At 61.8% G+C, this 25,151-nt stretch carries 28 protein-coding genes; 18 read left to right on the top strand and 10 right to left on the bottom strand.

Going from position 1 to position 25,151, the window contains the following annotated elements; translation table 11 throughout:
- The first annotated feature begins 16 nt into the window (after positions 1 to 16).
- The 4 genes from ACVWVP_RS20220 (at position 17) to ACVWVP_RS20205 (ending at position 4,950) form a co-directional block, all read left to right on the top strand.
- Positions 17 to 1,399 carry an aspartate aminotransferase family protein gene (locus tag ACVWVP_RS20220; RefSeq protein WP_457407678.1) on the top strand — a complete coding sequence of 461 codons (1,383 nt, stop codon included), beginning with the start codon at positions 17 to 19 and terminating at the stop codon, positions 1,397 to 1,399.
- Positions 1,400 to 1,517: 118 nt separating this feature from the next.
- Positions 1,518 to 2,897: an APC family permease gene (locus ACVWVP_RS20215; RefSeq protein ID WP_178922168.1), complete on the top strand. Its 1,380-nt coding sequence runs from the start codon at positions 1,518 to 1,520 to the stop codon at positions 2,895 to 2,897.
- Between the two features lie 37 nt (positions 2,898 to 2,934).
- On the top strand, positions 2,935 to 4,425 hold the full coding sequence (locus ACVWVP_RS20210; RefSeq protein WP_457407677.1) for an aldehyde dehydrogenase: 1,491 nt from the start codon (positions 2,935 to 2,937) through the stop codon (positions 4,423 to 4,425).
- A 90-nt stretch (positions 4,426 to 4,515) separates the two neighbouring features.
- Positions 4,516 to 4,950 carry a GNAT family N-acetyltransferase gene (locus ACVWVP_RS20205; protein WP_457407675.1) on the top strand — a complete coding sequence of 145 codons (435 nt, stop codon included), beginning with the start codon at positions 4,516 to 4,518 and terminating at the stop codon, positions 4,948 to 4,950.
- Positions 4,951 to 5,061: 111 nt separating this feature from the next.
- Here the strand turns inward: ACVWVP_RS20205 and ACVWVP_RS20200 are convergent, their stop codons facing one another.
- A complete protein-coding gene (locus tag ACVWVP_RS20200; RefSeq protein ID WP_259174810.1) occupies positions 5,062 to 5,547 on the bottom strand; it encodes an HIT family protein in 486 nt (161 codons plus the stop codon).
- Positions 5,548 to 5,686: 139 nt separating this feature from the next.
- On the opposite strand from ACVWVP_RS20200, the gene ACVWVP_RS20195 reads away from it, so the two are divergent.
- Positions 5,687 to 6,016 (top strand): DHCW motif cupin fold protein, encoded by a 330-nt coding sequence (locus ACVWVP_RS20195; protein ID WP_457407674.1) that lies wholly within the window; start codon positions 5,687 to 5,689, stop codon positions 6,014 to 6,016.
- Positions 6,017 to 6,033: 17 nt separating this feature from the next.
- On the opposite strand, the gene ACVWVP_RS20190 is transcribed toward ACVWVP_RS20195, so the two are convergent.
- The gene (locus tag ACVWVP_RS20190; protein WP_178922160.1) at positions 6,034 to 6,942 is read right to left on the bottom strand and encodes a LysR substrate-binding domain-containing protein; all 909 of its coding nucleotides are present in this window, start codon (positions 6,940 to 6,942) and stop codon (positions 6,034 to 6,036) included.
- A 117-nt stretch (positions 6,943 to 7,059) separates the two neighbouring features.
- Between ACVWVP_RS20190 and ACVWVP_RS20185 the strand changes: the two genes are divergently transcribed.
- Positions 7,060 to 8,271, top strand: coding sequence for a cation:dicarboxylate symporter family transporter (locus ACVWVP_RS20185; RefSeq protein ID WP_457407672.1), 1,212 nt, complete (start codon positions 7,060 to 7,062; stop codon positions 8,269 to 8,271).
- A gap of 56 nt (positions 8,272 to 8,327) precedes the next feature.
- Here ACVWVP_RS20185 and ACVWVP_RS20180 read toward each other — a convergent pair whose 3' ends face one another.
- A complete protein-coding gene (locus ACVWVP_RS20180; protein ID WP_457407670.1) occupies positions 8,328 to 9,950 on the bottom strand; it encodes an argininosuccinate lyase in 1,623 nt (540 codons plus the stop codon).
- Positions 9,951 to 10,148: 198 nt separating this feature from the next.
- Between ACVWVP_RS20180 and ACVWVP_RS20175 the strand changes: the two genes are divergently transcribed.
- The gene (locus tag ACVWVP_RS20175; protein WP_259174807.1) at positions 10,149 to 11,042 is read left to right on the top strand and encodes a LysR family transcriptional regulator; all 894 of its coding nucleotides are present in this window, start codon (positions 10,149 to 10,151) and stop codon (positions 11,040 to 11,042) included.
- A 129-nt stretch (positions 11,043 to 11,171) separates the two neighbouring features.
- Here ACVWVP_RS20175 and ACVWVP_RS20170 read toward each other — a convergent pair whose 3' ends face one another.
- Together ACVWVP_RS20170 and ACVWVP_RS20165 are read right to left on the bottom strand one after the other, a co-directional pair.
- The gene (locus tag ACVWVP_RS20170) at positions 11,172 to 11,639 is read right to left on the bottom strand and encodes a copper chaperone PCu(A)C (protein ID WP_457407669.1); all 468 of its coding nucleotides are present in this window, start codon (positions 11,637 to 11,639) and stop codon (positions 11,172 to 11,174) included.
- Positions 11,639 to 12,247, bottom strand: a complete 609-nt coding sequence (locus tag ACVWVP_RS20165; protein WP_034106413.1) for an SCO family protein — start codon at positions 12,245 to 12,247, stop codon at positions 11,639 to 11,641. The genes ACVWVP_RS20170 and ACVWVP_RS20165 overlap by 1 nt, the downstream gene beginning before the upstream one ends.
- Before the next feature lie 180 nt (positions 12,248 to 12,427).
- Here ACVWVP_RS20165 and ACVWVP_RS20160 point away from each other — a divergent pair, with 180 nt between their 5' ends.
- Together ACVWVP_RS20160 and ACVWVP_RS20155 are read left to right on the top strand one after the other, a co-directional pair.
- Positions 12,428 to 12,811 carry a DUF2946 domain-containing protein gene (locus ACVWVP_RS20160; RefSeq protein WP_259174804.1) on the top strand — a complete coding sequence of 128 codons (384 nt, stop codon included), beginning with the start codon at positions 12,428 to 12,430 and terminating at the stop codon, positions 12,809 to 12,811.
- Positions 12,812 to 12,873: 62 nt separating this feature from the next.
- A complete protein-coding gene (locus ACVWVP_RS20155; RefSeq protein WP_457407668.1) occupies positions 12,874 to 13,419 on the top strand; it encodes a putative natural product biosynthesis protein in 546 nt (181 codons plus the stop codon).
- Here ACVWVP_RS20155 and ACVWVP_RS20150 read toward each other — a convergent pair.
- Positions 13,394 to 14,308 (bottom strand): aromatic alcohol reductase, encoded by a 915-nt coding sequence (locus tag ACVWVP_RS20150; RefSeq protein WP_259174802.1) that lies wholly within the window; start codon positions 14,306 to 14,308, stop codon positions 13,394 to 13,396. The genes ACVWVP_RS20155 and ACVWVP_RS20150 overlap by 26 nt on opposite strands.
- Before the next feature lie 91 nt (positions 14,309 to 14,399).
- Between ACVWVP_RS20150 and ACVWVP_RS20145 the strand changes: the two genes are divergently transcribed.
- Together ACVWVP_RS20145 and ACVWVP_RS20140 are read left to right on the top strand one after the other, a co-directional pair.
- Complete coding sequence (locus ACVWVP_RS20145; RefSeq protein WP_178922150.1) at positions 14,400 to 14,810, top strand: winged helix-turn-helix transcriptional regulator; 411 nt, start codon at positions 14,400 to 14,402, stop codon at positions 14,808 to 14,810.
- 56 nt (positions 14,811 to 14,866) lie between these two features.
- Positions 14,867 to 16,051, top strand: coding sequence for a lysozyme inhibitor LprI family protein (locus ACVWVP_RS20140; RefSeq protein ID WP_457407667.1), 1,185 nt, complete (start codon positions 14,867 to 14,869; stop codon positions 16,049 to 16,051).
- A 4-nt stretch (positions 16,052 to 16,055) separates the two neighbouring features.
- Here the strand turns inward: ACVWVP_RS20140 and ACVWVP_RS20135 are convergent, their stop codons facing one another.
- Positions 16,056 to 16,343, bottom strand: coding sequence for a hypothetical protein (locus tag ACVWVP_RS20135; protein WP_457407665.1), 288 nt, complete (start codon positions 16,341 to 16,343; stop codon positions 16,056 to 16,058).
- A 189-nt stretch (positions 16,344 to 16,532) separates the two neighbouring features.
- On the opposite strand from ACVWVP_RS20135, the gene ACVWVP_RS20130 reads away from it, so the two are divergent.
- Positions 16,533 to 16,739: a PLDc N-terminal domain-containing protein gene (locus ACVWVP_RS20130; RefSeq protein ID WP_178922144.1), complete on the top strand. Its 207-nt coding sequence runs from the start codon at positions 16,533 to 16,535 to the stop codon at positions 16,737 to 16,739.
- A 58-nt stretch (positions 16,740 to 16,797) separates the two neighbouring features.
- Here the strand turns inward: ACVWVP_RS20130 and ACVWVP_RS20125 are convergent, their stop codons facing one another.
- Positions 16,798 to 17,358, bottom strand: coding sequence for a type 1 glutamine amidotransferase domain-containing protein (locus ACVWVP_RS20125; protein WP_178922142.1), 561 nt, complete (start codon positions 17,356 to 17,358; stop codon positions 16,798 to 16,800).
- A gap of 265 nt (positions 17,359 to 17,623) precedes the next feature.
- On the opposite strand from ACVWVP_RS20125, the gene ACVWVP_RS20120 reads away from it, so the two are divergent.
- Both ACVWVP_RS20120 and ACVWVP_RS20115 read left to right on the top strand, forming a co-directional pair.
- The gene (locus ACVWVP_RS20120) at positions 17,624 to 18,055 is read left to right on the top strand and encodes a DNA methylase (protein WP_178922141.1); all 432 of its coding nucleotides are present in this window, start codon (positions 17,624 to 17,626) and stop codon (positions 18,053 to 18,055) included.
- Positions 18,056 to 18,150: 95 nt separating this feature from the next.
- Complete coding sequence (locus tag ACVWVP_RS20115; protein ID WP_372339922.1) at positions 18,151 to 18,789, top strand: DUF72 domain-containing protein; 639 nt, start codon at positions 18,151 to 18,153, stop codon at positions 18,787 to 18,789.
- Here ACVWVP_RS20115 and ACVWVP_RS20110 read toward each other — a convergent pair.
- Positions 18,754 to 19,539 (bottom strand): DeoR/GlpR family DNA-binding transcription regulator, encoded by a 786-nt coding sequence (locus ACVWVP_RS20110; RefSeq protein WP_457407664.1) that lies wholly within the window; start codon positions 19,537 to 19,539, stop codon positions 18,754 to 18,756. The two genes, ACVWVP_RS20115 and ACVWVP_RS20110, sit on opposite strands and share 36 nt — an antisense overlap.
- Before the next feature lie 121 nt (positions 19,540 to 19,660).
- Between ACVWVP_RS20110 and ACVWVP_RS20105 the strand changes: the two genes are divergently transcribed.
- A complete protein-coding gene (locus ACVWVP_RS20105; RefSeq protein WP_259174797.1) occupies positions 19,661 to 20,821 on the top strand; it encodes an alpha-hydroxy acid oxidase in 1,161 nt (386 codons plus the stop codon).
- Between the two features lie 192 nt (positions 20,822 to 21,013).
- Here the strand turns inward: ACVWVP_RS20105 and ACVWVP_RS20100 are convergent, their stop codons facing one another.
- Complete coding sequence (locus ACVWVP_RS20100) at positions 21,014 to 21,940, bottom strand: alpha/beta hydrolase (RefSeq protein WP_259174796.1); 927 nt, start codon at positions 21,938 to 21,940, stop codon at positions 21,014 to 21,016.
- Positions 21,941 to 22,102: 162 nt separating this feature from the next.
- Here ACVWVP_RS20100 and ACVWVP_RS20095 point away from each other — a divergent pair, with 162 nt between their 5' ends.
- The 3 genes from ACVWVP_RS20095 to ACVWVP_RS20085 all read left to right on the top strand — a co-directional run bounded on the left by ACVWVP_RS20095 (position 22,103) and on the right by ACVWVP_RS20085 (position 24,910).
- Entirely contained in the window at positions 22,103 to 22,972 is an 870-nt protein-coding gene (locus tag ACVWVP_RS20095) for an SDR family NAD(P)-dependent oxidoreductase (RefSeq protein WP_457407662.1), read from the top strand.
- Positions 22,973 to 23,152: 180 nt separating this feature from the next.
- Complete coding sequence (locus tag ACVWVP_RS20090; RefSeq protein ID WP_259174794.1) at positions 23,153 to 23,740, top strand: NUDIX domain-containing protein; 588 nt, start codon at positions 23,153 to 23,155, stop codon at positions 23,738 to 23,740.
- 6 nt (positions 23,741 to 23,746) lie between these two features.
- The gene (locus ACVWVP_RS20085) at positions 23,747 to 24,910 is read left to right on the top strand and encodes a lipase family protein (protein ID WP_457407661.1); all 1,164 of its coding nucleotides are present in this window, start codon (positions 23,747 to 23,749) and stop codon (positions 24,908 to 24,910) included.
- Positions 24,911 to 25,151: the final 241 nt, after the last annotated feature.

Below are 25,151 nucleotides of genomic sequence, written 5' to 3'. Positions count from 1 at the left end.
ATAAGAGAGAACCGCCATGAATCTACCCGCCCACCTGAACCGTCGCACCGAGGATTACCAGGCGTCCGATGCGGCCCACCACATCCACGCTTTCGTCGATCAAAAAGCGCTGAACGCCGAAGGCCCGCGTGTGATGGTGCGCGGCGAGGGCCTGTACCTGTGGGACAGTGAAGGCAAACGTTACCTGGACGGCATGTCGGGCCTGTGGTGCACGCAATTGGGCTATGGCCGCAAAGACCTGACCGCTGCCGCCGCGGCGCAGATGGATCAACTGGCTTACTACAACCTATTTTTCCACACCACCCACCCTGCGGTGGTCGAGCTGTCGGAGCTGCTGTTCAGCCTGCTGCCGGCTCACTACAGCCATGTGATCTACACCAACTCCGGTTCCGAGGCCAACGAGGTGCTGATCCGCACCGTGCGCCGCTACTGGCAGGTGGAGGGCCAGCCACAGAAGAAGATCATGATCGGCCGCTGGAACGGCTATCACGGCTCCACCCTGGCGGCTTCCGCGCTGGGCGGCATGAAGTTCATGCACGAGATGGGTGGCCTGATTCCGGACGTTGCACACATCGACGAACCCTATTGGTATGCCCAAGGCGGCGACTTGACGCCAGCCGAGTTCGGTCGCCGCTGCGCGCTGCAACTGGAAGAAAAGATCCTTGAACTGGGCGCTGAAAACGTCGCGGGCTTTATCGCCGAGCCGTTCCAGGGCGCTGGCGGCATGATCTTCCCGCCGGAAAGCTACTGGCCCGAGATCCAGCGCATCTGCCGTCAATACGATGTGTTGCTGTGCGCCGATGAAGTGATCGGGGGCTTTGGCCGCACTGGCGAGTGGTTCGCCCACCAGCACTTCGGTTTCGAGCCCGATACCTTGTCGATCGCCAAGGGCCTGACTTCCGGCTACGTGCCCATGGGCGGCCTGGTGTTGAGCAAACGCATCGCCGATGCGCTGGTGGAGCGGGGCGGGGTGTTCGCCCACGGGCTGACCTATTCCGGGCACCCGGTGGCGGCGGCGGTGGCGTTGGCCAACCTCAAGGCCCTTCGCGATGAAGGCATCGTGCGCCAGGTGAAGGATGACACCGGGCCGTACCTGCAAAAGATCCTGCACGAGGTGTTTGGCAACCACCCGATGATCGGCGAGATCCAGGGCACCGGCCTGCTCGCAGCCTTGCAGTTTGCCGAAGACAAAAGCACCCGCAAACGCTTCGCCAATGAAAACGACCTGGCCTGGCAGTGCCGCACCTTCGGCTTCGAAGAGGGCGTGATCATTCGCTCAACCCTTGGCCGCATGATCATGGCGCCGGCCCTGGTGGCCACCCGCGCGGAGCTGGATGAACTGGTCGACAAGACCCGCATCGCAATCGACCGCACCGCGCGGATCGCGGGAAAACTCTGATGTGACCCGCTCACCCCTCCACGCAGAGGGGTGAGTGATCGCCTTCCGACAGCGCTTGAACGGCATCGATCTCATCGCATGCCGCGACGCCCTGCATGCCGATTTCCAGGAGTCACCCATGACGACAATAAAAAACGTGGCCGATACCCCCTCCCATCCTGCGTCCGCTGCACCTTCTAGCGGTCGACGCTTCCGCCAGCCACTGGGCCTGGTCGGGCTGATCCTGTTCGGCCTGGCCTACATGGTCCCGCTGGCGGTGTTCACCACCTATGGCCTGGTCACCCAGATGACCCGTGGGCACTTGCCGACCGCCTACATGCTGACCCTCGCCGCGATGTTGCTGACCGCCTACAGCTACGGGCGCATGGTCCAGGCCCATCCTTATTCGGGGTCGGTCTACTCCTACACCCGCAAGGCGTTTGGCGCGTGTTTCGGTTTTATCGCCGGGTGGACGCTGCTGCTCGACTACATCTTCCTGCCGCTGCTCAGTTACCTGCTGATCGGCATCTACCTGTCGGAATACTTCCCCGGTGTGCCGACCGCCGTGTGGGTGCTCGGCTCGATTGCCCTGGTGACGGGGCTCAACCTGGTGGGCATCGAGTCGATCACCCGGGTCAACTGGGTGCTGATCGTGGCCCAACTGGTGTTTATCGTGGTGTTCGTGGCGTTGTCGGTGCACAACCTGAACGAGCAAGCAGCACCGGTTTCGCTGCTCGCGCCGTTCCACCATGAAGGTTTCAGCGCGCCACTGATCATGGCGGGGGCGGCGGTGTTGTGCCTGTCGTTCCTGGGCTTTGATGCGGTGTCGACCATGGCCGAGGAAACCCCCAACCCGCGCCGCACCATCCCGCTGGCCATCCTGCTGGTGTCATTGATTGGCGGCTTGTTGTTCCTGCTGGTCTCGTATTTCGCCCAGATGGTGTTTCCCGAGTGGAACAGCTTCGCTGACCCCGATTCCGCCTCGGTGGATGTGATGCGCCGCGTGGGTGGGGAAATGCTGGTGACCGCCTTTACCGCCACCTACGTTGCCGGCTGTTTTGCCTCGGCGATGGTGTCCCAGGCCAGCGTGTCGCGAGTGCTGTTTGCCATGGGCCGTGACGGCGCATTACCCCGGGTACTCGGCAAGCTGGTAACGAAAAAGCGCGTGCCGGCCACGGCGATTGTGCTGGTCAGCCTGTTCTCGTTGATTGCCTTGTTCATCACCCTGGACACCGTGGCCAACATGATCAGCTTCGGGGCGCTGTTCGCGTTCTCGGCGGTGAATCTGGCGGTGATCAAGCATTACCTGGTCGACCAGAAACTGCGTGGCCTGCGCAACTACCTGCTGTACGCCGCGCTGCCGGCCCTGGGGTTTCTCAGCACGATCTGGTTGTGGACCAGCCTGTCGAGCATGTCCTTCACCATCGGCCTGTGCTGGATGGGCCTGGGGCTGCTTTGCCTGCTGGGTATCACCCGGGGCTTGAGCGTGAAGATGCCCGAATTGCAGATCGCTGAATAACCCTTCTTATCCCTCCGAAATCCATTGGGAGCACACCGTGTTCGATCTTGATTACTGGCAACAGCGCGTTGCCCGCCAGCGCTTTATCAACACCGCCTTGATCGGCGGCCGCGCCGTGAGTGCGGCCTCCGGGGCGACCTTCGACGCCATCAACCCCGCCAACAACCAGGTGCTCGCACGGGTGGCCGCCTGTGGCGAAATGGAAGTCGACCTGGCCGTACGCAGCGCACGCCAGGCCTTTGAAACCGGCCCGTGGCGGCGCATGGCGCCGGTGGAGCGCAAGAAAATCCTCATCAAGCTCTCCGAGTTGTTGATGACCCACCGCGAAGAGCTGGCGCTGCTCGACTCGCTGAACATGGGCAAGCCAGTGATGGACGCCTATCACATCGACGTGCCCGGCGCGGCCCATGTGTTCGCCTGGTACGGCGAGGCGCTCGACAAGCTCTACGATCAAGTCGCCCCCACGGCCCATACCGCACTGGCAACCATTACCCGTGAAGCCCTGGGCGTGGTGGCGGCCGTGGTGCCATGGAATTTCCCGCTGGACATGGCCGCGTGGAAGCTGGCCCCAGCCTTGGCGGCCGGCAACAGCGTGGTGCTCAAGCCCGCCGAGCAGTCGCCGTTTTCTGCGTTGCGCCTGGCCCAGCTCGCCCTCGAAGCGGGTATCCCCGAAGGCGTGCTCAATGTGGTGCCCGGCCTCGGCGAAAGCGCCGGTAAAGCCCTGGGCCTGCACCCTGATGTGGATTGCCTGGTGTTCACCGGCTCCACGCAGGTGGGCAAGTACTTCATGCAGTATTCCGCGCAATCGAACCTGAAGCAGGTGTGGCTGGAGTGCGGGGGCAAAAGCCCGAACCTGGTGTTCGAAGACTGCCAGGATCTGGACCTGGCAGCGGAGAAGGCCGCGTTCGGGATTTTCTTCAACCAGGGCGAAGTGTGTTCGGCCAACTCGCGGCTGTATGTACAACGTTCCATCCATGACGAGTTCGTCGAGCGCGTGATTGCCAAGTCCCGCGCCTGGATGCCCGGCGATCCCCTAGACCCGCGCAGCGCTGCCGGCGCCATTGTCGACCGTGGGCAAACCGCGCATATCCTGCAGGCCATCGAACAGGCCCAAGGCGAGGGCGCCCGGCTCTTGTGTGGCGGCCAGCAGTTGACGATCAACGGCTCGTCAAACTTCATCCAGCCCACGGTGTTTGGCGACGTGACTTCGCACATGGCGCTTGCCCGTAACGAGGTGTTCGGCCCGGTGCTCGCCATCAGTGCTTTCGACACGGAAGAACAGGCGATCCAGCAAGCCAACGCGAGTATTTATGGCCTGGCCGCGTCGGTGTGGAGCGACGACCTCAACCGCGCACACCGCGTTGCCCGCGCCCTCAAGGCCGGTACGGTGTCGGTCAACACCGTCGACGCGCTGGATGTGACAGTGCCCTTTGGTGGCGGCAAACAGTCCGGGTTCGGGCGGGACCTGTCGTTGCACTCGTTCGACAAGTACACGCAGTTGAAAACCACCTGGTTCCAGTTGCGTTGATTCAAGTGCTTATCCGGTCGTGCATTCATGGGTGCACGACCGGTGCCGGTGCAGGCACACTGGGCCCTCACTCAGAGGGCTTTCAGGACCATGGTCAACATTCGTGTGATGAGCACTGCCGACTACGACGCGGTGCTCGAACTGATGCAAGACACCCCCGGTATTTCCCTGCGCGACGCCGACTCCCGCGAGGCCACCGAACGTTATTTGGCGCGCAACCCGGGTATGAGTTTCGTGGCGCAAGACAGCGACCGGTTGGTGGCCTGCGTGATGTGCGGCCACGATGGCCGTCGTGGTTATTTGCAGCACCTGCTGGTGCTGCCGGCGTATCGCCGCCAGGGCATTGCCCAGGCCTTGGTGCAACGTTGTCTTACGGAGCTTGAACAACTGGGCATCCACAAATGCCACCTTGACGTGTTCAAGACCAACACAGAAGCGGCCCGCTATTGGCAAGGGCAGGGCTGGACACTGCGCACGGATATCGACCGTTATTCATTCACCCGGGTGGGAAATGAAAACGCCTGAATCAGGGATCCCTGTGGGAGCTGGCTTGCCTGCGAAGGCGGTGGCACGGCTGAAGCAGATGTTGCCTGAACCACCGCTATCGCTGGCGAGCCAGCGCCTACAGGGTCGGTGTTAAGCCCGGAAGCGTGCGCGCAGCGCTTCGATGACTTGAGGCACCGAAGGTCCGTGGATCGTGGGTGGTACAGGGTTTTCTCCAAACTCTCGCCAGACAAACAGCGTCAGGTCAGCGCCATCCGTCACCGTATGCCCGTGCCCTTGCGTGCCGAAATCCTGCAGCGCGCGGTAGCGCTCATCTCGCCAGAAGGCCGCTTCAACCCAGTCATACACCGGGATGAAATGAAAATGCAGGGGGAAGCCTGGCATGTGCCCATACCGGCTGATGTACAGCCATTTGGGTTGCAGGTGCGTTTCCATCACCCGTTGTACTTTGGCCAGCAACCCGCCCAACTCTGCCAGCGCCGCCTCCGGCATATCCGCCAACGAATGGATCGGCGCCTTGGCTCCCAGCATCAGGTAACCCGGCAGCTTCGACGCCTGGTGATGGTTGAGCCGCCAGTGCTCGGTGTCGAAAAGGATGTAGTCGGGGTTGATCTGCATAGGCTCGTGTCCATGAGGGCAGGGCGGCAGGATAACAAAGGCGCGTGCCTGTATCCCACAAAAGCAGGTGATCTGTGTCTACCGCCCAACCGAGCAGGCCGTTAGTTTCACGTCATGTTAACTGACGACCGAGTACATCATGGATCTCACTGCTGTTGCGTTTGGCACCACCGATTGGTCAACCCTCGAAGCACAGCTTCACCCCGGCGTCACGGGCAGTGCCTTATGGCGGACCTGTCACTTCGGCACCACCCGCGTGCGCATGGTGGAATACACCCCGGGCTACCTGGCGGATCACTGGTGCTGGAGAGGGCATGTCCTGTTGTGCCTCGAAGGCGAGTTGCACACGGAGCTGGAGGACGGTCGAGAGTTCGTCCTAACACCCGGAATGAGTTATCAAGTGGGCAATGACATGGAAGGCCATCGTTCCTCGACGCGGGTCGGGGCGAAGCTGTTTATCGTGGATTGAAGCAGAAAAAAGACGTTTCATGCCTTGCGATAGATCCCGCTTAATTCCCGCGCCAGTTCGATGAAATTTTGCAGCGGCGCTGATGGGTTGAAAGTACGGCGCACCAGCGTGATCGGCGCCAGCAATTTCGGGCGGGCGTCCTTGATCCGGCAGTACACCACGCTTTCACGGTGCACATCGCGCATGGAAGCGGGCACCACCGAGATGCCTTCGCCGGCTGCCACCAGGCTGACGTTGGTCAGCATGCGTTCCACTTCAAAGGCGATCCTGGGCTCGAAGCCGGCGTTCTGGCAGGCTTTGATCAGGTTGGCGTACATGCCCGGCGCGCCCGGGCGGCGGACCAGGATGAAGCGCTCGTCCTTAAGGGCGACCAGGGGGATGGCCGCGTCGTTCAGCAGGGGGTGGCCGGTGGGCAGTGCGAGCAGCATTTCTTCGTTGAGCAGGCGGTGGAAGGTCAGGCTCTGGTGGGTGCTGACGGGTGCGCGGAGGATGCCGATGTCGAGGCGTTTTTCGATACTGTCCTCGGTCACTTCCCGGGCACTGCCTTCGTTGATCGACAGTTCCACGCCGGGGTAGCGCTCGCGGTAGGCGCGGATGATGCGCGGGATCAGCGGGTGGGCGGCGGCGGAGCTGGTGAAGCCGATCACCAGGGTGCCTTCGATGCCTTGGGCGGCCCGGGACGCCTTGAGCGAGCCGTGCTCGACCCGGGCCAGGATCACCCGGGCCTCCTCCAGAAACACCAGGCCGCCGGCCGTGAGGTCGACGCCCTTGGGGTGACGCTTGAACAGGTCGAAGCCCAGTTCCTTTTCAAGGGCGCGGATCTGTTGGCTGAGGGGCGGTTGCTGCATGTTCAGGCGCGCAGCGGCACGGGTGAAATGTCGCTCTTCGGCCACCATGATGAAATAACGTAAATGGCGAAGTTCCATGGTGGTATATCCCGTGACAAGACTTTATTATTTGCGGCCTGCAGCGGCCAGGCGGTCAATATGCCGAAAGTGTCGGATGCCGACAATAACAATAAGTAAAAACATGCCGGAGTGCCGATGCTCACCCGATATACCCAGAACGGAACCCTGCCTATTCTGATTGCCATCGCACTGGGCATGACGTTGGGCCTGGTTTATCCGGACCTGGCAATCGAGATGAAAGTGCTCAGTGACGCGTTCATCAAGTTGGTCGGTTTATTGATGCCGTTCCTGCTGTTTGTGCTGGTGTCCACCGGTGTTGCTGGGATCAAGCGCGAACCCCATCACCGCCATGTCGTGCGGCGGATCATCGTGTATTTCCAATTGATGTCTTGCGCTGCGCTGGTGGTGGGCATGGCAACCGGCTGGGTGTTCAACCTGGAGCACAGCGCGTTGCCGACGCCCCCGTTACCGGCTGAAGGCTTCCTGCACGAACTGTCGCTGTTGTCGGCGTCTTCCACGCTGTATCACGTGTTTGCCCAAAGCCTGGTGCTGCAGGTGATGTGCGTTGCCGTTGTCTGCGGGCTGCTGCTGGGGCGGGGTAGCCGCGTCGGCAACCGCTGCCTGGGCTGGCTGGAGGCGGGTGTGCAGGGCCTGTTCTATCTGTTGCGGATTATCTTGAAGTTTGCCCCTTTGGCAGCCTTTGGGGCGATGGCATTTGTGGTGGGTAAATACGGCGTTAGTTCGGTATTACCCTTGTTGAAGTTTGTGGTGGTTATTTATCTGGTCAGTGCGTTATTTGTGGGTGTGGTATTTGCCGCTGTCACGCGTTGGGTCGGCGTTAAGTTATCCAGTCTGATTATTTATTTAAAAGAAGAGTTGTTATTGGTGACATTCACCGGCTCTTCCGTGGCTGCTCTTCCGGGGTGCGTGAACAAACTCGAAGCCTTGGGCTGCGACCGCCAATTGGTACGCCTGGTGTTGACCACCGGCTACACCTTCAACCTGGCCGGCACCAATCTGTACCTGACCACCGCGATCATGTTCCTCGCGCACATGGCCGGTGTGGAGATGGCCCTGCCGCAATTGCTCGCGGTGCTGGTGATCTGCCTGATCACCTCGTTGAGCTCCACCAGCGTGGCGGGTTCGGCGCTGTTTACCCTGATTGCGACATTGAACATCCTGCAACTGGTGCCGCTGGAAGGCGTCGGGTTGTTGCTGGGCGTGGAGCGATTGATGAAGTGCCGCTCGTTGACCAATGTACTGGGCAACTGCGTGGCCTGCCTGGCGATCTGCGCATGGCAACGATCGATTGACCGGGCGGTGTTGCGGCGGGAGTTGGCGAGCTGAGGCCGACGCGGAGCAAATGTGGGAGCGGGCTTGCTCCCACATTGTTGAACCGCGTGTCAGCCTTTGGTGTTGGCCAGTTTGTCGAAGGCTTTGTCGAGGTTGCCTTCGGCGTTCTGCAGCTTTTCACGTCGCTCTTTCAGCCACTGCTGATCGCCTTCCAGCGTCTTGCGCGCCTCCACCAGCATGCGCTTGACCTCTTGCGGTTGCGGGCCGCCGGTGCCTTTGCGGGTCTGCACCATGGTGGTCGGCGACAGCGCCGCGCGGAAACCGGCCTCATCGAGTGGCAAGGTGTTGGGCGTCCACTTGTACTTGTCCGCTGCCTGGCTATACAGCTTCTGCGCATCGGCATACGGGAAGGTTTTCGGCGTGGTGCCGTTGCTGCGGGCTTCGGTCACGATCAGCGAGGCAAAGCTGTGGCCGATGCGGAACGGCACCTTGAATTGGCGCTCCAGGGTGTCGGCCAATTCCATCGAGGTGGTCCATTCCGACTCCAGCTCTTCCAGCGCGCGCTGCGGGTTGATCTGCAACGCGTCGAGCACCGCGTCGGTGGCTTCGAACATCTCCTTGGTGGAGCGGAACACGCCCAGGGAGTCGAAGGCGAACTTGTAGTCGGTCATGCCGGTGGTGACGTTGTGGGCACGCAGGGTCACCGCCTGCGCCAGGCCGACCACGTCCGAGGCGCTTTCACGGGCACGCATCAGCAAGCCCGGGTTGCGTTTTTGCGGCATCGCGCTGCTGGTGTAGGTGGCTTCTTCATCCAGCAGCAGCCACGGGCGGATCTGATGGTACTGGGTGTGGATGTCGCCGATCATCGCGCCCACGCGGATCGCCGAGGACGAGGCCAGGTTGGCGGCTTCAATCGGGATGTCGTAGGTCGACACTTGGCTCGAATCCAGCGAGTTCTCACGCACCCCATCAAAACCCAGCAGCTCGGCCAGGCGTTCGCGGTTCAGCGGGTACGCCGAGTTCGCCAGCACCGCCGTGCCCATCGGGCTCTTGTTCAGGCGCGTGTACAGCTCACGGATGCGCTGGCCGTCGCGGTCAAACGCCGCCTCGAAGGCCAACAGGTAATGCGCATAGCTGATGGGCATGGCCTGCACGCCATTAGTGTAAGCGGGCACCAGCGTGTCGACGTTTTTATCGGCAATGTTCAGCAGGCGCAGGCGCGTGGCGTTGAGCGCTTCGCTGTAGGCCAGCACCTGGCTGCGCAAGGCGGCCAGGCGGTAGGTGGCGAGCATGTCCTGGCGGCTGCGGCCGGAGTGGATCAGCGAGGCTTCCGGGCCGATCTTGTCGGTCATGATTTTTTCCAGTTGCAGCACGTCACTCGGGCGCGTGCCACCGGGCTGGTCGGCCTGGGCGATGGCGTAGCGCACGCCACCGGCGATCTTCTGGCCCATCTCGGGCTTGACGATGCCTTCTTCGGTGAGCATCACGATCGAGGCTTTGTTGATGCGGTTCAGCCAGGCGAACTGGGTCTGGGTCGGGTCGCCCTTGGCTTTGTGTTCGGTTTGCGAACTGTCGGGGGTGGCGCCGACTTTTGCCGCTTGGGCAGCGCATTGTTCGGTGGTGGCGCACGGCAGCTCGCCGGTATTGGCCGCCTGGGCGCCGAAACTGTTGAAGAGGGCGAAAGCCACCGCCAGGTGGAGCAGGCTTTTCAGGGCGCGAGGGGATGTGTTCACAGGGATACCCGATTTATTTTTGGAATTGTGGGCCGCTGTCGCGCAGGCGAGGGCGGCAGAATCAGGCTATCGGGTCTGTTTGCAGATTGAAAATATATAGTAAGTGTTGATGGCAGAGCTTTTATGTATGTCGTTAAGGCTTTGAAGCCAATCTTCATAATGCCTGTGCTATACCGTGCCTTTTCTGCGGAGCAACCTATGCGCCAGGATCAACTCGACGGGCTGGTGACCTTTGTGTGTGTCGCCGAACACGCGAGCTTTTCGGCCGCCGCCGTGCGCCTGGGCGTGTCGCCCTCGGCGGTGAGCCAGGTGATCCGCAACCTGGAACAGCGCCTGGGTGTCGCGCTGTTCAACCGCACCACCCGCAGCGTGAGCCTGACGGAAGCGGGGGCGGGGTTCCTGGCCAAGGTGCAGCCGGCCGTGAACGCACTGACGGCAGCGGCCCAGGAGGTGGGCGACAGCAGCGGCTTGCCGTCTGGCTTGCTGCGCCTCAACGTGCCCCGTGCCGGCTACTTGACGGTGCTGCAACCGCTGTTGTCGGCGTTTCTTGAAGCCCACCCGCAGATCGACCTGGAACTGACCCTGGAAAATGCCCTGGTCGACATCGTGCGCCTGGGCTTCGACGCGGGCATTCGCTTTGGGGATTTCGTCGAGCAGGACATGGTCGCGGTCAAGGTCGGGCCGGCGTTGCGTATGCATGTGATCGCGTCCCCTGGCTATCTCGCCCGATACGGCACGCCGAAACACCCGGGCGAATTGCTGCAGCACAACTGCATCGGCTTTCGTGCGTCGAGTGGCGTGGTGGAGCGTTGGGATTTGGCCAGGGGCCAGGAGACACTGTTGCTGCCGGTGAGCGGGCGGATGATCGTCAACGACTCATCGGCGCTGGTGCAAAGCGTGCTGGACGGGTTGGGGATCGGCTACATGATCAGCGGGCATATCGACCCGCTGATTGCGCGAGGCGAACTGGTGAGCCTGTTCGAAGACTGGTGCCCGACGCTGCCCGGGTACACCCTGTATTACCCCAGCCGCCGCCGCGTCAGCCGCAAACTGCGGGCCCTGATCGACTTTTTACGTGAGCCAAACCTGTAGTGAGCGGGCTTGCCCCGCGCCGCGGCGTATCAGTCCCCCAACCCCTACCTGACACACCAAACGGCGATCGACCTGGCGCTTGGGGGTTGTCTGATACGCCGCCGCGCGGGGCAAGCCCGCTCACTACAGTCAGTGCATTTTGCTGTGGTCCATGCCGTCGAGGGCGCGGGCGGGGGCCTTGATGTCGATCGTTTGTTTGTTGCCTTTGGCGTCTTGAACCGTGAGGGTCAGCGGCACCTGGTCGCCTTCTTTGATCTGGCCGGTCAGGCCCATCAGCATCACGTGGTAGCCATTCGGGTCGAGGGTGACCGCCTTGCCGGCGGGCAGGGCAACCGAGTCCACCGGGCCCATGCGCATCACGTCGTCCTTCATGCTCATCTCATGGATCTGCACGTCCTTGGCCACTGGCGTGGCTACGCTCAGCAACTTGCTGTCGGTATCGGCGGTGACGGTCATGAAGGCACCGCTGGACGACTGGCCCGGCACGGTGGCGCGCACCCAGGCGTCGGTGACCAGCACCTGGGCGCTGGCGTGGGCGGCGAGGCCCAGCAGGGTGAGACCGAGGGTCAGGCGCTTGAGGTGTTGAACGGCAGTCATTAGCAGACCTCCATGACGGTGAGCAGGTCTTCTGCGCACTCTTTAGCGGTAAGGGACGCCTGCAGGCCCAGGCGCAGGTTGCCACGGGTGTCGAAGACAAAACTGGTGGCGGTGTGGGACAGGGTGTAGGTGTCGCCGGCGGGGATCTTTTCATAAAAGATCCCGAATTCCTTGGCGGCCACGGCGATCTCTTCCGGGGTGCCGTACAGCGCTTCGAAGCTGGGGTCGAAGGCCTTGACGTACTTGTCGAGGATTTCCGGGGTGTCGCGTTCGGGGTCGAGGGTGATGAACACCACCTGCATGATCTCGCCATCGCGGCCCATCAGCTTCTTGGCCTGGGCGGCACGCGCCAGGGTGGTGGGGCACACCGCCGGGCATTGGGTAAAACCGAAGAACACCACCGGCATCAGGCCACGGTACGAACTCAGGGTGACGGTCTCGCCGTCGGTGTTCTTGAGCTTGAAGGTGCGGCCCATGATCTTGTCACTGAGGTCCTTGCCGTACTTGAAGTTCAGCTTGGGGCTGTAGTCACAGCCGCCCAGCAGGCTGCCCAGGCCCAACAGGCCCATACCGGTCAGCACTTTGCGGCGGGTGAATAACGTACTCATCAACTGTGCATCCTGTGAAACGCCTGCATTGCTCTGGAGCTGCACATCAGGCTTGGGAAAGGAGTAACGATGCGGGCGCACAGTCTACCAACCCAGGCCAGCCCACGTAATCTGCGACGTTCTGCCACAGGGGCGCGTCGTGCTTCATCCCTGCGCGGCTTCGGTGGTAGAGTCGCCGCCATGAAATTGAGCCATCCCGACCGCGCCCTGATCGCCTGGACCCTGTACTTCTGCGTGCTGATGAACGTGTTCGTCTGCGGTTTGGGGCATGGCCAGATGATGGGCCAGCAGCTCAACGGGATCGGTGGCGCGTTCTGTTCCGTGGAGGGCAAGCAGGCGCCACTTTCCGACAAAGGGTTGAGTAACCCGGCGTCCAGCAACATCTCGAACTACTTTGCCTGCCCGGTGTGCAACGCGGTGACCGTCGCCATCGTGTTCCTGATCGGCCTGGCCTGGTTGCTCGGCCTTGGGCAAACCCCACGCCCGGCCCATGAACGGCGCAGCAAGGCGCCTCCGCGATATTCCTGGCCGTCGGCCAACCCCCGCGCTTCTCCCGCTTTCTGACGTGTGCCTTGGGCCTCCTGTGACCAGGGGGCGTTCTATCGTCACGACTGTGAGTGCGTTCCATGAACCCTGTATTGCCTGCCGGCGCTCGCCGCCTGGTCAGCAAGGCGTCCCGTCGCCTGCGCGCAGAACCGACTCTGCCTGACTACCCGAGCAATTCCCGTTGTTTCGTGCACCTGGATGCACGCCTGCTGCCCCATTGGCACACCTTGTTCGACATCTGCCCGGCGTTGCTCAAGCTCGACCCACCGGAAGGCCTGAACCTGTTCCGCAGTTTCATGACCTGGGCCTACCGCAACCAGCCGCCGCTGGACTGGACCTACCACCTGAATATCTGCCGCTGGCTGCTCGGCTCAGCCTATCGCACGCAGATCGACGACGAGCCGATCGAAGCGTTCATGGCCGCTGCGGCTGCGTGCTGGGTCAACACGGACGACAGCCAGGCCCGGGGTGTGGTCCTGGCCTGGCGAGGTACGCGGGTATTCGATTGGAAGGGCGGTGCATTGATGGCGGCCGAGCGTCAGCCGTTGCCGACGCCCGTGGGGGATTTCGCCTGGTGTCCGTTGACGGCCCGGGGTGAGTTCAACGGGTGGTTGCCGGTGCCGTGAGGTGCTGGCGGATCCAGCTTTCGACGTCTGTCACCGCAATCTGATGCTGTGCATTGAAGGTCACGGCGGGGTCCCAGGCCACGCCGTTGCCCTGGGCGAATACGGCACGGTATTTCTTCAGGTTGTCGTGCGGCGTCTCGGCCAGTTCCGCCTGTAAATGCGGCACCGACCAACGCTCGCGGTTCAGGGTGATGCCCAGCACCGCGTCCACGGTATCGGCCAGTTGCCCGTAGGTCAGGGTGTCGCCGGCAGTGAACACCACCTGGTTGGTGAGTGGCGGTTGCGCCAGCACGATCTGCGCCGTCAGCCGGCCGATATCCTCCGGGGTGGTGACGGTGACGGCGGTGTCCCAATCGCCCAGGGCATGCACGGTATTGTTGGGTAAATCGACCACGCCGAAGGACGGTTCGAACAGGAAACTGGTGAACATCCCGGTGGAGATAATCAGCCACTGTGTGCCTTGTTGGCCACGTAGCAGGTCGCGTACATCCAGCTGTTCATCGAAGGTATCCTGCGGGCTGCCGCGACCGATCACGTCGTAGTCCACGCCAAATTGCCACGGCACGTAGCGCTGCACGCCGCCTTCAATGGCCGCCCGTGCGAGCTTGCGCTGGGTGCCCGGGCCTGCGGCAAACCCGGTGCAACAGATGACCGTGGCGAAGGGTGCGAAAAGCGCGGCGAGGGTGCTTTGGCTGTCGTTCTGCAAGTCGCCGGCGAGCAACTCGATACCCAATGTTTGCAGCTGCCGGGCGGTGGCCGATTGCAGGCTGGCAGGGCGTAGCATTACCGCTATTCGCGTGGTGTGTGAGGCGGTCGAAGCGGCCAGCGCTTGCAGCACAGCCATGCCCAGTTCCCCGGCACCGAGTATCAGAATGGAAGAAGGGGTCATAGGGTTCTCCGTCGAGGTTGAAAGTCGTGGCATGCTTGCAGAATTCATCGCCACGCATAAGAAGGCACACCAGTGATACCGGGAGACCCGCATGGATAACCACGAGATCATCCGACGCTCGCAAGCGGCCTGCGATGCCCTGAGCGCAGACGATGACGGCCTCAAGCGCGAGCTGCTGACCCATGCCGGCAACCGCTGGTCCCTGGGGATCGTGCATGTGCTGGGGGTGAACGGCCGGTTGCGCCATGCCGAGATCGGCCGGCGAATGAAAGGCGTGACCCAGCGCATGCTGACCCGCACGCTGCGCCAGTTGGAACGCGATGGCCTGGTGCTGCGCCACGACTTCGCAGAGGTACCGCCCCGGGTCGAATACGCGCTGTCACCCCTCGGCACACAGTTGTTGGTGAACATGTTCCCGCTGTGGAGTTGGGTGGTGGACAACGCTGACGCATTTCGCCAAGCGCGGGAGCGCTTTGACGCCACCCGAGATGAGGCTTTGTAATCGGCAACAGGCGCGGCACACTACGCGCCTTCAACGCCTCATCTTCAAGGATCGCCATGGATTGCAGGGTCAAAAAATACGTTTCGTTGTTGTGGCTCGCCGGGGTACTGCTGGGTGCCGGTACACCGGCCTGGGCAGCCTCCTTTGATTGCAAGAAAGCCGCCACACCCGTCGAGCAGACACTCTGCGCCAATGCCGAATTGAGCCGCCTCGACACCACGCTGGGCGAACACTACCGGCGTGCCATGGCCAAGCTCGAAGGCGCGCCGCGTGAGGCGTTGCGCAACGGCCAACGCGCCTGGCTGCAAACCCGCAATGCCTGCGGCGTTGATGTCGCCTGCCTGCAACCCTTGTTGAGCCAACGGGTGGTCGAAGTGGGCACGCTCACCCAGCCGGACACCGCCCAGCTGGACGCGATCATCGCCAGCATTCCCGACCGCCCGGCCGACGCCGCCAAGGGCTTGCGCGGTTACCCGACGAGTGAGCTGGCTGCGGCCTGGCTGGTGTACCTGCAACGTTTCGAACCCACCAGCGGGGTGACCGCTGAAGAAGCCGACGCCAACCGCCAGCAGGTGTTGGCGGTGCTCAAGACCGACAGTTTCCCCTGGGGGATTTACCAGGACCTGGACAACGACCCCAAGGTCAGCCGCGACCAGGTCATGCTGACCCTGCTGCGCATGATGATCGAGCGTGCGCAGTACGTGTTTTTCGGTGACCAGCGCGCCTATGTGCACTGCTTTGTGTTCAGTCGCCACGGCGCGGATGCGTACGCAGCATTCGGGCCTTTGTACGGCTCCACCCGCGATACCTTCGCGCCCGTGTGTGCGCCGCAAGGTGACTTGTTCAAGCAAACGCCCTGGAAACAGCTGGACGCCGCTTTCGACCCGGCCATCTCCACGGCCAGCGGCAACACGGGCACCATCCGCTTTGCCAGCTACGCCGCGTGGAATGTACTGGGGCTTCGGGCAACCGTATCGCCACGGGACTTCCTCACGCCGGCGGCGCCCGCGCAGGATCCCGCCGCCGCTATAAGCAGCTGGACCGATGACGCGCTGTGGCCAAAAAAATCCCGTCAGCAGGCACTGGCCGCCATCGAGCCGGCACGGCAAGTGACGGCGACCTGGTTGCAGCGAGCGCGCGGGCTATCGGCCGATGACGCACGCAGGGCAGCGCGGGAAATTGTCCGGCAGTGGCTGGACCAGCGCCTGGACTTTATCGGCGACTACGACGGCAGCGAATAAGCTGCTAACTCCCGGTGCGAGGTGTGCGGCTCGGCTGGGTTTTATCGCTGCGGTGCTTGGGTTTGGGGGCCGGTTTGACGCTGTCTTTTTTCGGCGTCGAATCGGCTTTCTTGTCGCTGTCGGCGGGGCTGCTGGGGTAGGTGCCTGGCGGCAGGGCAGAGCCTGCGGCATTGTCCCCACTCAAGCTGGGCGGTGGGCTGGTGTCATCGCCGAAGGCCGCATGGGCCGGGCTGCCCAGCCATCCGGCGAGGCAGATGATCAACACGATGTTGCGCGAGATATCGGTCTTCATGACGTGATCCCTTTTCCATGTTTCGCCGCCTCCGGGTCAATTCAAGGGGGCTTACCTAGTGGGAGTCATGGCCTGGAACCAAAGTTTGGAAAATTTCCCCGTGCGCGACGAAAGGCCATCGCCGGGCAGTTTTAATGAACCCTCACGCCGATCCCTTGACCTAATGCATACGACCTCAGGAGGTGACGCATGCAAATAGACTATGTCTGGATCGGTTTGGCGGTGATTCTGCTGCTGTTGGAGCTGTGGGCAATCAACATTGTATTACGCAGCACTGGTGGCTGGGAGACCAAGGGGCTGTGGCTGATCATTCTGATTTTTGTGCCGCTGTTTGGGCTCATCGCCTGGGCCATGTTCGGGCCCAAGCGCGAGATGCCCGATCACCGTCGAAGCTGAAACTGCCGTTAAAAAAACAGGCGCCCCAGGGCGCCTGTTTTCGTTCAGTGCCAGGCCATCAACCGGCAACAGCCTTGGCGATGGCGTCGTTGAATGCCGGCAAATCGTCTGGCGTGCGTGAGGTGATCAGCGCCCATCCATTGGCCTTGCACTCCTTGACCTGTGCATCCACCCATTCGGCAGCTCCGGCGTTGATCAGATCCGTGCGCACGCTTTTGTACGAGGTGAGGGTCTTGCCCTTGATGACGCCAGCGTCGATCAACGCCCACGGCCCGTGACAGATGGCCGCCACGGTTTTGCCGGCTTTGACGAACTCATTGATCAGCTTGAGAGCTGCCGTGTCCTGGCGCAGGGTATCGGCATTTACAGTGCCACCTGGGATGATCAGGGCGTCAAAGTCGGCGCTGGAGACCTCGGACAATTTAGTGTCGGATTCCACCGCCTTATCTTTCTCGGTGTCGCCCACAAATGTCTGGGTCGTACCGCCCTTGCTGGAAGCGTGGGTCACGGTCGCGCCATCGCCGCGCAGTTGCTGCAGAGGCTTGAGCAGTTCGTCGCGCTCGATACCCGTGTTGGAGGTGATGATCAGGATCTTCTTGGCAGTGAGTCGGGAACTCATGGTGGGGTGTCTCCTGTGGCGAACGTTGGGTGGGAAGGTGTGGCTACCGTCTGTTGAGCGGGCGTGTGCGCCGAAGGTTTAAATTAATTCGCGTTTATTTCTCCGATGGTCTGCCCGGGCAATTTCCTTGAACTATCCCCTCAGAGTGGGCCTCTGCTGTTTACAGGGCCGCTGCTTCAAGGGTCGTTCAACTGCCAGGAGTCACCGCCATGATCCCGTTCGCCTGTGATGAAAAAAGCTCCGATCCCATGCTGGGGGAATAACCATGGCTCGTTCAATTAGTGCATCGGAACTGGGCATTGAGCTCACGCCTGAAGACAACAGCAGCCTGTTCAAATGGTTTCTTGCCAGCTTCCTAATGGGTAAACGCATCCAGGCGCCCATCGCGGCCCAGGCTTATCGGGTGATTGTCGAGGAAGAGGGCCGGGACACGGCGCGCAAGTTGCAACATTGCACCTCCCGCGAATTAGTCGCGATGCTGGGGCGCGCGCATTACGTGCGTTATGACGAGTCCACCGCACAGCGCCTGCTCGATCTGAGTGCCAAACTGAACGCGGAATACGCGGGCAACATCACGCAGATGCGCGACGCCAGTAATAATCGCCAGGCGTTTGAAAAACGCCTGGGTGAGTTTGATGGTGTGGGCCCCAAGACCATTGAGATTTTCATGCGCGATGCGGCTGCGGTGCTGTTTTGACGGCGCCGCTGTTTGTGGGCTGTGCGGGGTGGAGCTTGCCTCGGCAATACGCGTCGGCCTTTAAAGGCGAGGGCACGCATTTACAGCGCTACGCAATGCGCTTGAATGCGGTGGAAATCAACAGTTCGTTTTACCGCCCGCATTTGGCCAAGACCTATGAGCGTTGGCACGACTCGGTGCCATCGGCATTTCGCTTTTCAGTCAAATTGCCGAAAAACATCACCCATGAACTTCGCTTGCAATACTGTGAGACCGCCCTGGATGAGTTCATTGAGCAATGCCTGCACTTGGGTCAAAAGCTAGGCTGTTTGCTGGTGCAACTGCCTCCCTCACTGAGCTATGAGCCAGGCGTGGCTGCAACGTTTTTCACCGCTCTGCGCCAACGCTATACCGGAGCCATTGTGCTTGAACCGCGTCATGCCAGTTGGCTCAAGGCCGAGGCGTTGTTGGAGCGTTTCCAGGTGGCGCGGGTAGCTGCTGACCCACCCGTGATCGAACGCGGGGCGAGCCCCGGCGGTTGGCAAGGCGTGCGTTATTGGCGTCTGCACGGTTCACCGCGTCTTTATCACAGCGCCTATGGCCTGGAGCGTGTGCAGGCGTTTGCGCGCCTGCTCGAGCAGTCGGTTGCGCAGGGTATTCTCACATGGTGCATTTTCGATAACACCGCCAGCGGGCATGCGGTGGCTGACGCCTTGTACCTACTCGACCTCCACCCTCAACACCTCCAAGCCTAACTGCTCGTACGCCTCGACACTCGGCACATGCCATTCGGTAATCAACGTATGGATTCGGCTGCATGGCGCCACGATAAAGGGCTCCACGGCGCCGAGTTTGTCCGCCATGGTCACCGCCACTACGTGTGAGGCGCTGTCGAGCAGGGCCTGTTTGACCGCCACTTCATCAAAATGCAGCGAGCTGATGCCGATCTGCGGGTGCAGCGCGCACACGCCGGTAAACAGCAGGTCTGCCTTGACGCTTTCAATCAGGCGAACGGTTTCATGCCCGCTGGTGGAAAGGGTCGCCGGGTTGAGTTGGCCACCGGCCAGAATCACTTTGACGTTGGGGTGATCGGCCAGGGCGATGGCAATCATCGGTGACGGCGTGACCACCGTCAGGCGGATGTTGCGTGGCAAGGATTGGGCGATTTTCAAGGTGGTCGAGCCGGAATCGAACAGCACAATCTGCCCGTCTTCCACACGGTCTGCGGCCAATTGCGCGAGCTGGCGCTTGGCGTCGTTGGTCTCGCCGACACGGGTGAAAAAATCCTTGCCGGTGTCTTTGGGCCGGGGCAGGGCGCCGCCGTGGACACGTTGCAAAAGACCGGCTGCCGCAAGCTCGCCGAGGTCGCGGCGGATGGTGTCCTGGGACACGGCAAAATGTTCCACCAGTTCAGCGGCGGTGACTTTGCCGTCGCGCTCCAGCAGCAACAGGATCTTCTGCTTGCGCAATGAGGGCAGGTCGATGGCGTGATGGGTGTTTTGCATGTTTGTGCGTCTTTTTGCGGGTTTGTGCGAGATTAGCCCTCGGGTGATGTAAACGCAATGGCTGGTTGTATGGCGGATCTACGCTTACTCTCTGTGTTCAGTTCAGGGAGAGGTGACCCCGATGTCGTTGATCACAACCATCGAAGACTTACGCAAGCTCGCGCAAAAACGTGTCCCAAGGATGTTTTACGACTACGCCGATTCCGGCTCCTGGACTGAAAGCACCTACCGGGCAAATGAAAGCGATTTTGCCCAGATCAAATTCCGCCAGCGGGTGGCGCGCAACATCGATTCGCGTTCGATCCGCGCCACCATGATCGGCCAGGACATGGCCATGCCGGTGGCCCTGGCGCCGACCGGGTTGGCCGGCATGCAGCATGCCGACGGCGAGATCCTCACCGCCCGCGCCGCCGCCGCGTTTGGCCTGCGCTACACCTTGTCGACCATGAGTATCTGTTCCCTGGAAGACATTGCCGAACACGTCGGCCAACCGTTCTGGTTCCAGTTGTACGTGATGCGCGACCGCGCGTTCATCGAGCAGTTGATCGAGCGCGCCAAGGCCGCAGGCGTGGACGCATTGGTGCTGACCCTGGACCTGCAGATCCTTGGCCAGCGCCACAAGGACTTGATCAATGGCCTCTCGGCGCCGCCCAAACTGACCTTGCCGAATATCCTCAACATGGCCACCAAACCGCGTTGGGTAATGGGCATGCTTGGCACCAAACGCCGGGGCTTTGGCAACATTGTCGGGCATGTAAAAGGTGTGGCCGACATGAGTTCGCTGTCGTCGTGGACCGCCCAGCAATTCGACCCGCGCCTGAGCTGGGACGATGTGGAGTGGATCAAGAAATGCTGGGGCGGCAAGCTGATCATCAAGGGCATCCTCGATGTGGAAGATGCGCGGCTGGCGGCCGATTCCGGCGCCGATGCGTTGGTGGTGAGCAACCACGGCGGCCGCCAGTTGGACGGCGCGCCGTCGAGCATCAGCCAGTTGCCGGCAATCGTCGAGGCCGTGGGCAAACGGATTGAAGTGTGGCTCGACGGTGGTATTCGCTCCGGGCAAGACGTGCTCAAGGCGATGGCACTGGGCGCAAAAGGCACTTTGATCGGGCGGCCGCATTTGTACGGTTTGGGTGCGATGGGCGAGGCGGGCGTGACCAAGGCGCTGGACATCATCGCCCGTGAGTTGGACGTGTCGATGGCGTTGTGTGGCTATAACGATATACGCGATGTGAACCGCGAAATTCTGCTGCCGGGTACATTTCCTGAAAGCATTTATTGAGCAAAAAAATCGTAAAAAAATAAAAAGAGTTGTCCACGAAAACCGTGGGTATCTCTGTGGATAACTTTACGAAGGCCCGGCAGGGTTGGCGATTTAACCCGCGGTTAATATTTGATCAACTGCCGGCGTGGGCCAGTATGGGCAGGGTTTGCGCTTGACAGTCAAGCGCAGACCGGGTGCCGAAAAGTGCTTTCAGGAGTCGCCGTTGCGACCTGTGGAGTGTGTCACCACCTGTGCTGGCACCTTCGCGCGCATCAGGTTGTCCAGCGCCTGGCCATAGCTGCGACCCGCCAGGCTCATGCTGTTGTTATGACTGGCACCGGGCACCAGCAACAACCGCTTGGGGTCCTGGGCGGCATCGAACAACTGCTGGCTGAAACGCGGCGGTACATAGCGGTCGTCGAGGCCGTGCACCACCAGCAGCGGCATGTGCACTTCGGCGATCTTGTCGATCGAATCGAATTTCTGCGACAGCAACCAGCGCACCGGCAACGAGGTGTTGGCCACGGCGGTGGCGACATCGGCCAGGGAGGTGAACGTGGATTCGATCACCAGCCCGCGTACCGGCACCGGGTTTTGTTTGCTTAGCTCGGCCGCGAGGTCGATGGCCACGGCGCCGCCCAATGAGTGCCCGTAGAGCAGGCGTTTGCTTGGGTCGGGCTGCAGCACCTGGAAGCGCTCCCAGGCAATGCGCGCGTCTTCGTACACGCTGGTTTCTGAAGGCAAGTCGCCCTGGCTCTGGCCGAAACCGCGATAGTCGATGGCCAGCACCGAATAGCCCAGCGCGTGCAACTGCTCAATGCGAAACAGCTGCCCGGTGAGGTTCCAGCGCACGCCGTGCAGGTAGAGGATCGCCGGGGCGTCCTGCTTGTCTGCCGGCCACCACCAGCCGTGAATATTCTGCCCCGACTTGAAACTGGCGGGCTTGAGGTCGAACTCCTGCACGGCTTTCGGCAAGCCGGTGTACCAACCCGCCGTGCCAGGCTCGATGCGAAACACCAGCTCGCGTTCCTTGTGTTGCAGCACGGCGCAGCCCACCGGCAGGCCGACGATCAACAACGCCATGCACAACAGGGGAAACCAGCGCAGGCCCAGGCGAGACATAAAACGAGATGACATGAAGGTTCCAGGACAAAGGCGAAGCACGGGTTTTACCAGATGGCTTGCGCGGGCAGGAATTAATTCGACCACCGTCAGGGGCGATAGCTTGCAAAGTGTTACAGCATTGAACAAGCCCGTCACGGGTTGTTAGGGTGGGCAGCCGAACAGGAGAGCACGTCTATGGATTTCACAGGAAAAACCGCGATTGTCACCGGTGGCGCACGCGGGTTGGGACTCAGTTATGCACGAGCGCTGGCCATGGGCGGCGCCCGGGTGGTGATCAGTGACATCGGGGCCGATCAGGTGGGGGCAGGTGCCGACCCATCGGTGGTACAGGCCGCCGCCCAGGCGTTGCAGGCTGAAGGCCTGACGGTGATCGGCATAGCGGGCGACTTATCCCAGCAAGAGGGTTGCCGGCAACTGATCGCGCACACGATCGAGGCCTTCGGGCAGCTCGATATCCTGATCCACAACGCTGGCTGGGTGGGCTACCAAAACATCGAAGACCTCGACCCCGCGTTCCTGCAACGGGCCATGGATATCAACCTCTACGCGCCACTCTGGTTGTGCAAGCACGCCTGGCCGCACCTGCTGCGCTCCCGCTCACCGCGCATCATTCTCACCACCTCCGACCGCGCCATGTATGCGCAGTACGAGCAGACGGGGCTGGCGGCCTACAGTGCCGGCAAGATGGCGCAACTGGGCATCATGAATGCGCTGAGCCATGAGGGCGCGCCGGCCGGTATTCGCGTCAACGCGATCTCCCCGGTGGCCAAGACCCGCATGTGGGGCGTGACTGAAGAGCCGGACGAACTCAAACCGGACTGGGTGACACCGGGCGTGGTATTCCTGGCCAGTGCGCAGTGCGACGACACGGGCTATATCTTGCGCGCCAGCAATGGCCAATTCACCGCGACGCGGTTCACGGAAAACCCCGGAGTGGATTACCCGCGGGACCTCGCGCGGGTAAAAGCGCACAGCGCCGAGGAAGTCGCCGCCGCCTGGTCGCGTATCAAGCAGGCGCCGGCTCAGACGGTTGCTGGCACCTGAACTCGATTGCGCCCCCGCGCTTTGGACGCGCACCACTATCCGTAGCGTCGGGATGTGCAGCATCATTTCCTTGAACCTGGAGAGATCCTTCGTGGAGCGCGATTGTAGCCGCAAGTGATCCGCTTGACGCTGGCCTTGGCGCAACCACATGCTCCACCTTCCACGCGCTAAGGACCGACCATGGACAACAGCCCCGTTCGCATCAACGCCGAAGAAACCCTCTCGGACAACTGGTACATCCTCAAGAAATACAGCTTCGACCTGCGCCGCCAGGACGGCACCTGGCAGGCCCAGACCCGTGAGGTCTACGACCGAGGCAATGGCGCGACCATCCTGTTGTACAACCGTGCGCAACGCACCGTGCTGCTGATCCGTCAGTTCCGCATGCCCACCTTCGTCAACGACTACCACGGCTACCTGATCGAAGCCGCTGCCGGTTTGCTCGACAACGCCAGCCCCGAAGAACGCATCCGCCTGGAAGCCGAAGAAGAGACCGGTTACCGCGTCCATCATGTGGAAAAAATCTACTCGGCCTTCATGAGTCCGGGTTCGGTGACCGAGCGCATTCACTTTTTCATCGGTGAGTACCAGCCAGGCGACCAGGTGGGCAGTGGCGGCGGCATCGAGGAAGAGGGCGAAGACATTGAAGTGCTTGAACTGGGCTTCGAGCAGGCCCTGGCCATGGTGCAGAGCGGTGAGATTGTCGACGGCAAGACCCTCATGCTGTTGCAGTACCTGGAATTGCGCATATTGAAAGAAGGCTGGTGATCGTCGATGCGTGGGTGGGCGTTGCTGTGGGTGTTGATCGCGGGCAGTAGCAGCGCTGCCGAGGGTTTCTACACCTGGAACGGCCCGGTGCCGACGGTGCCAGGCAAGCTGCTGCGCAGCGAGGCTTTGACGCCGCCACAGAGCCTGGCGTCGGCCGCGCAGAACCTGCGCATTCTCTATTCCTCCACCGACGGGCTCGACAACCGCACGCCCATCGCGGTGTCCGGTGCGCTGTTCGTGCCCAAGGGCACACCGCCTGCCGGTGGCTGGCCGCTGATGGCCTGGGCCCACGGCACGGTCGGCAGCGCTGACCGGTGCGCGCCGTCACTGAACGCGCGCAGCCCACGGGACACGCGTTACCTCAACTATTGGCTCGACCAGGGTTATGCGATTGTCGCGACTGACTATCAGGGGTTGGGCACGCCGGGTTTGCACCCTTACGGGCTGACCCGCCCGCTGGCCTATGGCGTGCTCGACAGTATTCGTGCGGTGGGTGCGGGGGGATTCAACCTGTCTCGGCGGGTGGTGGTGTTTGGCCAATCCCAGGGCGGCCGTGCGGCGTTTGCCACGGCGGTGTCGGCCAAGGCCTATGCGCCGGAGGTGGAACTTGTCGGCGTGGTGGCGACGGGCACGCCTTATGCCTCGACCCACACCCACGGCAAAAGCCCCGAGCTTGAAGAGGCGCGTCGTTCGGTGGTGCCGACGTTTGCCTACAACCTGTTGCGGCTGAGTACGGCGGCTTTGCTTGATCCTTCCTTTGTGCCGACCGATTACTTGGCTGATCAGGCGTTGCCGGCGTTCAAGGCCAGCCAGGAGGACTGTTTGCATGCCATTGAGCAGCGGGTGGTGGCGGATGGGTTGACGTTCAATAACAGCTTCAAGCGTTCGCCCAAGGTGGCGTTGGAGCGGGTTTATCGTGAGTCGGCGTATCCCACGTTGAAAACCGATGTTCCGGTGTTTTTGGGGACGGGCGGTAAGGACCGTGATGTGTTTGTGCCGGGGCAGAAGGCGTTGGTGAGGGAGGCGTGCAGGGTGGGGGATCGGGTGGAGTGGCATTTTTATCCGGAGCTGGATCATTCGGGGACGGTGAATGGGTCGTTGGGGGATTCGACGGGGTTTGTTCGGCGGGCGTTTGGGGGGGAGGGGATTGGGGGGAATTGTGGGGGTTGAGTACATATCCGTTGCTGCGGTAACGGCTGCTTAGGGTTCCGCCCTTACGGCGGGTCACTTTTGGAAAGAGCCCAAAAGTAACCAAAAGGCTCTTGCCCCAACACTCGGTGCCTCGCCTAGGCTCGGCATGCCCTCACTCCGGCTTGAATCCGTGGGCCGCCGCCACGCGCCATCCATGGCGCGGGGCGGCTAACCCGGCGTCCTGCCGGGTTACCCACGGATTCAAGCCTGCGTTCGGCCA

The sequence above is a fragment of the Pseudomonas sp. TE24901 genome (assembly GCF_054058375.1).
Note: the sequence above shows the minus strand (reverse complement) of the source record. Positions and strands in the feature narration are given on the sequence as shown.